The 11,489-nt window shown below is 66.6% G+C and carries 12 protein-coding genes; 4 read left to right on the forward strand and 8 right to left on the reverse strand.

The window, feature by feature from the left end:
* Positions 1-18: 18 nt before the first annotated feature.
* The 3 genes from JOF42_RS16875 to JOF42_RS16885 are packed head-to-tail and all read right to left on the reverse strand — an operon-like array spanning position 19 to position 3,271.
* Positions 19-804: a (S)-acetoin forming diacetyl reductase gene (locus tag JOF42_RS16875; RefSeq protein ID WP_210098863.1), complete on the reverse strand. Its 786-nt coding sequence runs from the start codon at positions 802-804 to the stop codon at positions 19-21.
* A gap of 41 nt (positions 805-845) precedes the next feature.
* Positions 846-2,045: an acyl-CoA dehydrogenase family protein gene (locus JOF42_RS16880; protein WP_210098864.1), complete on the reverse strand. Its 1,200-nt coding sequence runs from the start codon at positions 2,043-2,045 to the stop codon at positions 846-848.
* On the reverse strand, positions 2,042-3,271 hold the full coding sequence (locus tag JOF42_RS16885; RefSeq protein WP_210098865.1) for a CaiB/BaiF CoA transferase family protein: 1,230 nt from the start codon (positions 3,269-3,271) through the stop codon (positions 2,042-2,044). The genes JOF42_RS16880 and JOF42_RS16885 overlap by 4 nt, the downstream gene beginning before the upstream one ends.
* A gap of 104 nt (positions 3,272-3,375) precedes the next feature.
* Here JOF42_RS16885 and JOF42_RS16890 point away from each other — a divergent pair, with 104 nt between their 5' ends.
* Together JOF42_RS16890 and JOF42_RS16895 are read left to right on the forward strand one after the other, a co-directional pair.
* Positions 3,376-4,272 (forward strand): LysR family transcriptional regulator, encoded by an 897-nt coding sequence (locus JOF42_RS16890; RefSeq protein WP_210098866.1) that lies wholly within the window; start codon positions 3,376-3,378, stop codon positions 4,270-4,272.
* A 108-nt stretch (positions 4,273-4,380) separates the two neighbouring features.
* Complete coding sequence (locus JOF42_RS16895) at positions 4,381-6,003, forward strand: flavin-containing monooxygenase (RefSeq protein ID WP_210098867.1); 1,623 nt, start codon at positions 4,381-4,383, stop codon at positions 6,001-6,003.
* A gap of 138 nt (positions 6,004-6,141) precedes the next feature.
* Here the strand turns inward: JOF42_RS16895 and JOF42_RS16900 are convergent, their stop codons facing one another.
* Positions 6,142-7,521 carry an NAD-dependent succinate-semialdehyde dehydrogenase gene (locus JOF42_RS16900; protein ID WP_210098868.1) on the reverse strand — a complete coding sequence of 460 codons (1,380 nt, stop codon included), beginning with the start codon at positions 7,519-7,521 and terminating at the stop codon, positions 6,142-6,144.
* Between the two features lie 183 nt (positions 7,522-7,704).
* On the opposite strand from JOF42_RS16900, the gene JOF42_RS16905 reads away from it, so the two are divergent.
* Positions 7,705-8,559 carry a 3-hydroxyacyl-CoA dehydrogenase family protein gene (locus JOF42_RS16905; protein ID WP_210098869.1) on the forward strand — a complete coding sequence of 285 codons (855 nt, stop codon included), beginning with the start codon at positions 7,705-7,707 and terminating at the stop codon, positions 8,557-8,559.
* An 11-nt stretch (positions 8,560-8,570) separates the two neighbouring features.
* Here JOF42_RS16905 and JOF42_RS16910 read toward each other — a convergent pair whose 3' ends face one another.
* Genes JOF42_RS16910 through JOF42_RS16925 form a run of 4 tightly spaced genes read right to left on the reverse strand, consistent with a single transcriptional unit; the run spans position 8,571 to position 10,715 of the window.
* Positions 8,571-9,146, reverse strand: coding sequence for an NADPH-dependent FMN reductase (locus JOF42_RS16910; RefSeq protein WP_210098870.1), 576 nt, complete (start codon positions 9,144-9,146; stop codon positions 8,571-8,573).
* On the reverse strand, positions 9,143-9,295 hold the full coding sequence (locus tag JOF42_RS16915) for a hypothetical protein (RefSeq protein ID WP_210098871.1): 153 nt from the start codon (positions 9,293-9,295) through the stop codon (positions 9,143-9,145). Before JOF42_RS16915 ends, JOF42_RS16910 begins: the two co-directional genes overlap by 4 nt.
* Positions 9,292-10,272 (reverse strand): zinc-binding dehydrogenase, encoded by a 981-nt coding sequence (locus tag JOF42_RS16920; protein WP_210098872.1) that lies wholly within the window; start codon positions 10,270-10,272, stop codon positions 9,292-9,294. Before JOF42_RS16920 ends, JOF42_RS16915 begins: the two co-directional genes overlap by 4 nt.
* The gene (locus JOF42_RS16925; protein WP_245340839.1) at positions 10,269-10,715 is read right to left on the reverse strand and encodes a MarR family winged helix-turn-helix transcriptional regulator; all 447 of its coding nucleotides are present in this window, start codon (positions 10,713-10,715) and stop codon (positions 10,269-10,271) included. Before JOF42_RS16925 ends, JOF42_RS16920 begins: the two co-directional genes overlap by 4 nt.
* A 134-nt stretch (positions 10,716-10,849) precedes the next feature.
* Between JOF42_RS16925 and JOF42_RS16930 the strand changes: the two genes are divergently transcribed.
* A complete protein-coding gene (locus tag JOF42_RS16930; RefSeq protein ID WP_210098874.1) occupies positions 10,850-11,455 on the forward strand; it encodes a cysteine hydrolase family protein in 606 nt (201 codons plus the stop codon).
* Positions 11,456-11,489: the final 34 nt, after the last annotated feature.

Genomic DNA, 11,489 nt, shown 5'->3' on the forward strand with positions numbered 1-11,489 from the left:
GGCTCCGTCGCCGGCGCATCAGTTGAAGACCATCCCGCCATCGACCAGGATCGACTGACCGGTGATGTAGTCCGAATCGGAGCCGGAGAGGAACGCGACCACGTTGGCCACGTCCGCAGGCTCGGAGATCCGATCGAGCGTGATCCCGGAGGTGAACTGCGCCCAACCCCACTCCTCCGGCTGCCCCGCAGCGTCGGCCGTGTTCTTCGCGACGGCCTCCATCATCGGCGTGCGCACGATTCCGGGCGCGTAGGTGTTCACCGTGATGCCGTACTGGGCGAGGTCTCGAGCCGCGGACTGGGTGAATCCCCGCACCGCGAACTTGGTCGCCGAGTAGAGCGCGATCCCGGGGTTTCCGACGTGCCCTGCCTGCGACGCCGCGGCGATGATCTTGCCGCCGTGGCCCAACTCGCGGAACGCGGCTGCCGCCGCCTGGGTTCCCCAGATCACTCCGTTGACATTGATCGAGAAGATCCGCTGGATCGCTTCTTCCGTGATCTCGTCGATCGCGGAGAGAGGGGCGATGCCCGCGTTGTTCACGATCACGTCGAATCCACCGAGCCGGTCCTTCGCCGCGCTCACCGCGTCGAACACGCTCTGCCGGTCCGCGACGTCGATGTGAAGGCTGAGAGCTCCCGCCTGCTCACCGCCCAGCGATGCCGCGACCTCGTCGGTCTTGTCCGTGTCGATGTCGGCGAGAGCGACGCGGAAGCCGTCGGCGTGCAGCCTCTCCGCGATGGCCCGGCCGATCCCCTGGCCTGCGCCGGTGACGAGTGCGACCTTGCCGTTGTCCTGACGTGTCATGTTCGTGTCTCCTTCTGTGGATGGTGGTGGAACGGTGGGGATCAGGTGAACGCCGAGATCCCGGTGATCTCGCGACCGATGATCAGCGATTGGATGAAGTCGGTCCCCTCATACGTGTGCACGACCTCCATGTCGGTGAGGTGTCTAGCCACGTGGTTCTCCAGCAGCAGCCCGTTGCCACCGAGCAGATCTCGGGCGTCGCGGCACAGCTGCCGTGACTTCTGACCGGTGAACATCTTCGAGAGCGACGCCTGCTCGTTCGTCAGTCGCCCCTGGTCCTGCAGGACTCCGGTGCGGAAGCACATGAGCTGCATCGCCGTGAGGTCGGCCAGCATGTTCGCGAGCTTGTTCTGCACCAGCTGGAAGCTGGCGATCGGCTTGCCGAACTGCGAGCGCTCCTGCACATAGCGAGCGGCGATCTCGTACGCCGCGAGCGCGTGCCCGAGCGCCTCCCAGGCGACCGTGCTGCGAGTGCGGTTGAGGATCGCGCCCACATCTCTGAAAGACGTCGACTTCTGCAGACGGTTTTCGGCGGGGATCCGCAACCCGGTGATCTCGATCTGCGCCTGCTGGATCGCGCGCTTGGCGATCTTGCCCTCGATGGCGTGCGCGTCGTAGCCCTCGGGATAAGTGCCGTCGGCGTTCTTCTCGAGGACGAAGGCCTTCACCTTGCCGTCCTCGACGTCGCGGGCCCAGACGATCACGACATCGGCGACGTGGCCGAGACCGATCCATCGCTTGGCGCCGTCGATCACGTAGTGGTCGCCGTCGAGACGGGCGGATGTCTCCAGCGCCACCGAGTCCGAGCCGTGCTCGGGCTCGGTCAGAGCGAAGGCGCCGAGCTTGCGCACGGCGGCGAGGTCGGGCAGCCAGCGCTGCTTCTGCTCCTCGCTGCCGAGGAGCGAGATGCTGCCCATCGCGAGCCCCGACTGCACCGCGTTGAGCGTGTTGACGCTTCCGTCGCCGCGGGAGAGCTCCATGGCCACGAGCCCTGCCTGCAGTCGGGTGAGCCCGGGGCAGCCGTAGCCCTCGATCGACGTGCCCGCGATGCCCAGCTCTGCGAAGGCGGGAAGGATCTCGTAGGGGAAGTCCGCTCGTTCCCATGCCGCATTGATGTTCGGCAGCACCTGCTCCTGCACGAAGGCGCGCACCTTGGCCACGAGAGCCCGATCATCATCGCTCAGATAGTCGTCGAGGTGGTAGAAGTCCGTGTTCACTGCCGCGGAGGAGTCGAAAGTCATGCGGGTTGCCCTTCTTCGGTCCGGGACTCGGACATGCTCGTCATGGTGCCCTCCAGCCACGCGCGGATCGCCTGACCGTCCTGTCCCAGCGACGGCGGCCCGAGCCGATAGTCGACGGGAGTGCGCGAGAAGGTCATGGGATTGCGGATGCCGGGCATCGCCCGCTCGCCCTGCCCGGAGGTGACGATCGGATCGAGGCCGATGCTCTCGGCGAACGCGATCCCCTCGGAGACGTCGAGCACGGGTGCGCAGGGAAGCCCTCGCGACGAGAGAAGATCGAACCACTCTCGGGCCGAGCGCCCCGAGAGTGTCTGGGTGAGGATGGGGCGCAGCTCGTCCCGGTGCCTGCTGCGCAGCGCGTTGGATCGGAACCGCGCGTCGTCGGCGACCCCCGCCAGGCCGAGTGCATCGCACAACCCCCGGAACTGCACGTCGTTGCCGATGGTCAGCACCAGGTCGCCGTCGGCGGTCGGGAACGGTGCATACGGGTAGATGCTCGGGTGGTCGTTCCCGAGCCGCGAGGGCACGCTTCCGCTCAGCAGATATCCCCCGGTCTGGTTGACCAGCCCGGAGAGTGCCGACGAGAGCAGGTTCAGCTCGACGTGCTGACCTTCGCCGGTGCGTGAGCGATGGAACAACGCGGAGACGACGGCGACGGCCGCATGAAGACCCGTCATCACGTCGAACACGGCGACGCCCGAGCGATAGCCCTCGCCGTCTTCCGGGCCCGTCAGCGTCATCATCCCCGACATGGCCTGCACGAGCAGGTCGTAACCGGGGAGGTCCGAACCGCCCGCGGTGCCGAAGCCCGTCACGGACGCGTACACCACATGCGGGTTGACCTTCTCGACCGACTCGTAGTCGAGGCCGAACCGCGCCATGCCGCCGGGTTTGAAGTTCTCGGTGATCACGTCCGCCCGTGCGGCGAGCTCTTTCGCGACCAGCAGGTCGGCCGGATCCTTGAGATCGAGGACGATGGACTGCTTGTTGCGGTTGACCGACAGATAGTACGTGGACTCCCCCGCACGCTGCGGTGGTGTCCAGCTTCTCGTCTCGTCGCCGATGGGGCTCTCGATCTTGATCACGGTCGCGCCCAGGTCGGCCAAGAGCATCGTGCAGTACGGGCCGGCCAGTACTCTGCCGAAATCGGCGATCAGCACCCCTTGCAGCGGACCGCTGGGCGGTTGGTCGTTGGTCGCGTCGTATCGCGCATCGGAGATCGTCATCGCATCACCTTCGTGGGAACTGTCCGGTCAGCCTCGCAGGATTGTTTATGCTCGTCCAATACTCGATGGCACCTCGATTGATGCATCTCTGTAATAATCGCCGCATGGAGATCTCACAGATCCGCTCCTTCCTCGCCGTCGCGGAGGAGCTGCATTTCGGTCGGGCTGCCGAGAAGCTGCACATGGCCCAGCCACCCGTCAGCCGGAACATCAAGCACCTCGAGCGCGAGCTCGGTGCGCTGCTCTTCGAGCGATCGACCCGCAAGGTGACGCTCACATCGGTGGGTTCGGCACTCATCGCCCCCGCGCGGGATGTGCTCGCAGCCCTCGAGCGGATGGGGACGGCGGCGAAAGCCGCCGGGGTCGGCGAGATCGGGCGGGTGCGCCTCGCCTACGCCGGCGCATCGTCGAACGTGCTCGTCGGCCGCCTGGCGCGTGCCGTCAATCAGCAGCATCCGGGCATCAACCTCGAGTTGCTGAGTCAGAACTTCGCGCAGAAGGCGATGCGACTTCTCACGCGCGGCGACATCGATCTCGCCCTCGGCCGATGGGACCACCTGCCAGACGGCGTCCGCACCCGAGTCGTCGCATCCGAGGAGCTCGTGATCGCCGTTCCGGAGACCCACCGGCTCGCGGATCGCGAATCGGTGTCGATCTCGGAGTTCAGCGACGACCGGTTCGTGACCCTGCCGACGGAGCTCGGCTCTGTCCTCAACGACCGCTTGCGCCAGATGTCGCGCGAGGCCGGCTTCTCGGTCGATATCGTGCAGGACGCATCCGACACGTGGACGTTGATGTCGCTCGTCTCCGCCGAGGTCGGTTGCTCGTTGACCCTGTCATCCGTCATCCCGAGCATCGCGGATCCGCACCTTCGATTCCTGCGGCTCGGCGACGACGTCGACCCCGTCGAGCTGAGGATCGCGTGGCGAGCCGACAGCGACGATCGCGCGATGCACGCGGTGCTCCGCCTTGCGGAGGAGGTTCTTCCCGACCTCGGTTGATTGATCCATCAGAAGCATTTATCGCCAGTGCATTTGGTATTGGAGTGAATGTAACGTCCGGTGGCACAGTGGGTTCACCCAGGACTGGAAAAGACGAAGGAGTCTCCCATGACGAACCCTCACTCCACTGACTACGACGCCATCGTCGTGGGAGCCGGATTCGCTGGCATCTACCAGCTCTACACACTGCGTGAGCAGCTCGGACTCAGCGTCCGACTGTTCGAGAAGGGCTCGGGAGTCGGCGGCACCTGGTACTGGAACAAGTACCCCGGCGCGATGTCCGACACCGAGAGCCCGTTCTATCGCTACTCCTTCGACAAGGAGCTGCTGCAGGAGTGGAGCTGGAGCCGGAAGTACATCGACCAGCCCGACATCCTGGCCTACATCGAAGAGGTCGTGAAGCGTCACGACCTCCTGAAGGACATCGAGCTCGACACCGAGATCCGCTCGATCGTGCTCGACGAGTCCACCGACACGTGGACCGTCACGACCGCCGCGGGCGAGTCGTACACCGCACGTTACGTCGTGACGGCGCTGGGCCTTCTCGCGGCCGTGAACGTCCCGGACATCCCCGGTATGGATTCATTCCGCGGCCGCACGGTGCACACCGCGGAGTGGCCGGATGACCTCGCCCTGGAGGGCAAGCGGGTCGGCGTCGTCGGCACCGGCTCCACCGGCACGCAGTTCATCGTCGCCTCATCGAAGATCGCCGACCACCTCACCGTCTTCCAGCGCAACCCTCAGTACTGCGTGCCCTCCGGCAACGGGCCGGTCGAGCCCGGCGAAGTCGAAGGTTACAAGAGCCGCTACGACGAGATCTGGAAGCAGGTGCGCGGCTCGCAGGTGGCGTTCGGCTTCGAGGAGTCGACGATCGCCGCCTCCGAGGTCACGCCCGAGGAGCGCGAGCGCGTGTTCGAAGAGGCGTGGCAGCGCGGCAACGGCTTCTACTTCATGTTCGGCACGTTCAACGATCTCGCCGTCGACCTCGAGTCGAACGAGGCCGCTGCGGACTTCATCCGGCGCAAGATCGCCCAGGTCGTGGACGACCCCGAGACGGCCCGCAAGCTCACGCCCACCCAGGCTTACGCGAAGCGTCCGCTGTGCAACCACAACTACTACGAGGTCTACAACCAGGAGAACGTCGAACTGGTCTCGATCCTCGAGAACCCGATCGTCGAGATCGTTCCCGAGGGCGTGAAGACGGCTGACGGCATCGTGCACGAGCTCGACGTGCTCGTCTTCGCGACCGGCTTCGACGCGGTCGACGGCAACTACCGGCGCATCGACCTCGTCGGCCGCGACGGCATCACGGCGGATCAGCACTGGGAGGAGGCTCCGACCAGCTACCTCGGGATCGCGACGACCGGATTCCCGAACCTGTTCATGGTGCTCGGACCCAACGGGCCGTTCACCAACCTCGTGCCCTCGATCGAGGTGCAGGTCGAGTTCATCACGAAGCTCATCGACACAGGAGAGAAGCGGCACGTGATCGTCGAGACGACTCAGGACGTCGAGGACGGCTGGTCGGTGATCTGCAGCGACATCGCGAACGGCACCGTCTTCCCGAAGACCGACTCGTGGATCTTCGGCGCCAACATCCCGGGCAAGAAGAGCTCGGTGCTGTTCTACATGGCAGGGATCCGCTCATACGGTGAAGTGCTCGCCGACGTCGCGGCGAACGACATGAAGGGCTTCCGGCTGACACCGGTGAAGCAGGCCGTCGACGCCTGACTCCCCCGCGCGATGCCCCCGGGTGCTCGTTGCCCGGGGGCATCGTCGTGCGTCCGGGGCGATGCTCACTCCGATCCCGCGCGCGCACGGCTGAGGCCCCGTGACTTTATGTCACGGGGCCTCAAGCTGCGAGTCGGATCAGCGCAGCGGCTCGAGTACCCGCACGAGCTTCTTGTTCGCGAACTCGTCGATGCCGAACCTCGCGAGCTCGCGCCCCACACCCGAGCGCTTCACGCCGCCGAACGGCAGGTCGGGCGCGCTCTTGCTGGTGCTGTTGATCCACACCATGCCCGCTTCGAGCTGCTCGGCGATCGTGTCGGCCAGCGCGGCATCCCGAGTGAAGATGCTGCTCGAGAGCCCGAAGGGCGAGGAGTTGGCCAATTGCACCGCCGCCTGCGGCGATGCGACACGGTACACGACCGCGGCGGGGCCGAACAGCTCTTCCTCATAGGCGCGCATCTCGGGTGTGACCTCGGTCAGCACAGTCGGCGGGTAGAAGGCTGCGGACGGGCGCGCCTGCGGTCCGACGTACAGAGTCGCCCCCTTGTCGACGGCGTCGCGGACGATCTCGTCGAGCTCCGCGCTCGCAGAGGTCGACGAGAGGGGGCCGAGGAAGGTATCGGGATCCGTGGGGTCACCGACGGAGATCTTCGAGACCGCTTCGATGAACTTGCGCGTGAACTCGTCGTAGACGGCATCCACCACGATGAAGCGCTTCGACGCCGTGCAGGCCTGCCCTCCGTTGGCGAACCGCCCCACGACGGCCGCGGCGACCGCGGCTTCGATGTCGGCGTCGTCGAGCACGATGAACGGATCGGATCCGCCGAGTTCCAGCACGTACTTCTTCATGTGCCGACCGGCCACCTCGCCCACCGCCGCGCCGGCCGCCTCGGAACCGGTCAATGAGACGCCGCGGATGCGATCGTCGGCGATGATCCCCGCGACCTGACCGCTGTCGATGAAGGCGTTGATGTAGGCATCCGCCGGCACGCCGGCGTCGTGCAGGACGCGCTCGAGCGCGAGAGCTGCCCGAGGACAGTTGCGCGCGTGCTTGAGCACGATCGTGTTGCCGAGCGCGAGGTTGGGAGCGGCGAAACGTGCCACCTGATAGTAGGGGTAGTTCCAGGGCATGATCCCGAGAAGCGCGCCGATGGGCTCCGTCCGCACGCGGGCCTCTCCCCCGCCGACGATGTCGAGCTCCTCTTCTGCAAGGAACCGCGCGGCGTTGTCGGCGTAGTACTCGAAGATCGACGCGACGAGGGCGACCTCGCCCCGGGCCTGGGTGGTCGGCTTGCCCATCTCGACGGTGAGGATCTCGGCGAGCTCCGGCATCCGTTCGCGGAAGAGCTCTGCCGCACGGCGGAGAGTCGCCGTGCGCTGTTCGAGCGGCAGTGTGCGGTATCGCGCGTACTCGTCGGCGGATCTGGCAAGGATCTCCTCGACCGCCGCGTCGTCGATGACCGGATGCTCCTCGAGGGTCTCTCCGGTCGTCGGGTTGATGGTCCTGTATGCGCTCATCGAATGCTCCTGCTTCGTCGCGGGTGTACACACCCAGCGTGCAGCCCTGGAGGGCCGCTCGTCCAATACTGATGCCGCGCACATATCACCCACGCGTGATATCAATCTCGGGTCGATCAGGTATTGGACTTGCATAGGTGCGGATGTGAGTCTGGCCCGAGCGACCCGATCGAAGGAGATGTCATGAGCGGTGCACCGGAACGCGTCGGAGTGATCGGCGGTGGGCGCATGGGCGCGGGGATCGCTCAGGTCTTCGCACAGGCGGGCTCCATGGTGACGGTGGTCGAGCGGGACGCGGCCTCGATGGAATCCGCTCGTGACCGCCTGGCCGACGGCGTCACGAAGGCCGCCGCGCGCATCGAGACCGTCGATGCGACCGAGACGCTCTCCCGCCTGCACGTCACGGCGGCATACGAGGACCTCTCGTCAGCCGACCTCGTGGTGGAGGCGGTCCCCGAGATTCTCGACCTCAAGATCGGGGCCCTGACGCGAGCCGAACAGGTCCTCTCCCCCTCGGCCTGGATCACGACGAACACGTCATCGCTTCCGGTCTCGCAGATCGCCGAGCATCTGTCCCGCCCCGAGCGGTTCTGCGGCCTGCACTTCTTCAACCCGGTGCCGCCGTCGGCTCTCGTCGAGGTCGTGCTCGCGCCGCTGACTGCTGCGGAGATGCGCTCAGCCGCCGGTGAGTGGATCACTGCGTTGGCCAAGACCGCGATCTTCGTGAACGACACTCCCGGTTTCGCGAGCTCGCGTCTGGGGAACGCGCTCGCACTCGAGGCCATGCGCATGGTCGAGGAGGGCGTCGCGAGCGCCGCCGACATCGATACGGCGATGGAGCTCGGGTATCGGCACGCGACGGGCCCGCTGCGCACGTCCGACCTGGTGGGGCTCGACGTGAGGCTCGACATCTGCGAGTTCCTGCACGCGACCCTCGGCGAGCGCTTCGCGCCGCCGCAGATCCTCAGGGACAAGGTCGCGGCCGGTGACCTCGGCCGTAAGACCGGCCGAGGATTCTTCGACTACCCGGTGTCCTGACCAGTCTGAGCTCAGCCGTCGGTCGAGCGCGGAAGGACCGTGAGCACACGTTCGATGTGGTCGCGGAACTCCGCCATGTAGTCGCGCAGGAACGTCTCGGTCCGCGGATTCGTGACCGTGCCGTCGGCCGCGTAGTCGTCGGCGACGAAGTGGATATAGGCCTCGGGGGCGGTCATCTGGCGCGCGTTGCAGAAGCTGAGGACCGCCCGCAGGCTCTGCTGCGCCACCGCCGTGCCGATCGACCCGATCGATGCCCCGATCACCGCGGCGGGGATGTGGTCGAACGAGTTCTGCCCCCACGGGCGGGACGCCCAGTCGATTGCGTTCTTCAGGGCTCCGGGGATCGAGCGGTTGTATTCCGGGGTGACGAACAGCACCGCATCCGCCGATGCGATGGCATCCTTCAGCGCGACCGCCTCGGGCGGATACGCGGCGTCGTGATCCGGGCTGTACAGCGGGAGATCGCGGATGGGGATCTCGAAGAACTCCAGGTCCTCCGGAGCGAGCCCGATCAGCGCTGTCGCGAGGATGCGGTTGATCGAGGCGGATGAGAGGCTTCCGACGAAGTAGCCGACTCGATAGGTCATGACATCTCCTCTTCTCGTGTGGCGTCTCCTGCGACGCCGGGTTCAGTCTCGTCGTGCATCGCGTCGGCGTCCACCCCTGCCTGCGGTGCGCCAGAGGAGGCACGGGCGGCGAGCACCTGCGCCTGGGCGATCTCGAGAGAACCGATCATGTGAGGACCACTCCTTTGCCTCCCACGACGCCTGCCTCCATGTCTCGATGCGCCTGCACGATCTCGTGCATGGCGTAGACACGACCCACCGGAATCCGGGCGGCTCCTGCGGACACCGCATCCAGGTAGTCCTGCAGCACCTGCGCGTCGAGATCGGCGGCCTCACCCGAGTACGCCGTGAGGCGCACGCCGTTGGGCAGCCAGTCCATCGGATAGAACTCCGGGATCGTCCAGTCGTCCGACAGCATTCCCGTGAAGCACACCGTCCCCCCGGTGCGCACCGACCGGAGCGTGTCCCGCATGACGTTCACGCCGACGAGCTCGATCGCACCGTCGACGCCGCCGGGCACCAGCTCTCGCACCCGGGAGGCCACCTCGCCGTCATCGATGACGATGTGATCGACGCCGATGGATTCGAGCAGCGGGCGAGCCTGCTCGCGACGAGTGGTGGCGATGACCGTGAGCCCTCGGAGCCCTGCGAGCACTGCCGCAGCGAGGCCGACCGATGACGTGCCGCCGCGGATGAGCACCGTCTGTCCGGGCTGCGCCTGCAGACCGACCTGGAGCGAGCCGTTCGCCGTCTGCAGCATCTCGGGAACCGCTCCGAGCTGCTCCCACGGCAGTTCGCTGCGGAACGGGATCACCTGCGCGGCCGGCACCAGGACGTGCTCGGCGTAGCCCCCGTCGAATTCCCGGCCCATGCCGCCCATCATCGTCATGACCTGCGTTCCGGGAGCGAACTCGCCTCCGGGCGCCTCCGCCACCACGCCGGTCGCCTCGATGCCGGGGATGCGAGGGAAGCTGCCGCTGTACGCGGCCCCTCGGCGGAAGTGCAGCTCGGATCGGTTCAACCCGAACGCCTTCACTCGTATCAGGACCTCGCCGTTCACGGGCGTGGGCAGAGGAACCTCGCGGACCTCGAGCGCCTCCGGACCGCCGGGATGCTCGACCACCACCGCCCGCATCGTGCCGCTCATGCCGCAGTCCCCTCTGCGAGCGTGCCGAGTCGCGCCTGAAGCTCGTCCAGGACACTCGTCGCCGCGGTGAGATCGACGTCGCCGACCAGTCGGTCCAGAGAGCGGGCGAGGGCCCCCTCCCCCTCACTCCTCGCCCGCTCCCCGGTCTGTGTGAGCGTGACGAGGGATGAGCGCCTGTCATCCGGATGCGGCGCGCGTGCCGCGAGCCCGTCACGCTCGAGCCTGTCGACGAACTTGCTCGCCGCTCCGATCGTGATGCCGAGGTCACGGCTCACCTCGTTCACCCGCGCCACGGGTGCGTGGCGCGCGATCACCCGCAGAGCCTGCAGCGTTCCGAGTCCCATGCGCGTCTCACTCTGGAGCTCACGCTCCGCGGTGTTCCAGAGGTCGGTCTCGTACCGGACGAGTGCGTCGAAGAAGTTCATACGATCTGTAACCGTCATCCCGAAACCATATTCCTCAGAAGATAAATTACGGGAACATATTCCGCTTTTCATGCGTTCGCATATGACGGCGGCGGCATCGTCCGCAACCGGGCACCGTCGCCAGATCCACCGCCGCTCTCATTGGAGACACCATGCCCGAACTCACCCTCACCGCCCCGACCACCGCCATCCTCGTGGTGGACATGCAGAACGACAACGTGCTGCCGAACGGCGCTTTCGCGTCCACGGGAGCCGCAGAGCACGCCGCCTCGCAAGACGTGATCGGCCACGTGCGTACGATCCTCGAGGCCGCGCGTGCCGCCGGGGCACCCGTGTTCCACAACCGCATCGTGTCGTACCCCGGCGTGGCCGTGGGCGGCGCCAACGCGCCGATCTTCACCATGATCGGCCCCGAGTCGCTCAAGCGCGGCACCTGGGGAGCCGAGATCATCGACGGCCTGACGGCGGGCGATGAGATCGTGCTCGACCGCACCCGCATGAGCGCGTTCAACGGTACCGGCCTCGACTCGATGCTCCGCAACCTCGGCATCACGACCGTCGTCGTCGTCGGCGTCTGGACCAACATGGCGGTCGAGCACACCGTGCGTGACGCAGCCGATCACGGATACCGCGCGGTCATCGTCTCGGACGCGACGTCGAGCATCAACGCCGACTGGCATGCAGCGGCGCTGAACTACGCGCTGCAGAACATCGCCACGATCACCGACACGGGCGCCGTCGTCTCCGCTCTGTCCTGATCGAAGTCGGGCCGCGGCGGACGCACGCCGCGGC

The sequence above is a fragment of the Microbacterium phyllosphaerae genome, assembly GCF_017876435.1.
Taxonomy (GTDB): Bacteria; Actinomycetota; Actinomycetes; order Actinomycetales; family Microbacteriaceae; genus Microbacterium; species Microbacterium phyllosphaerae.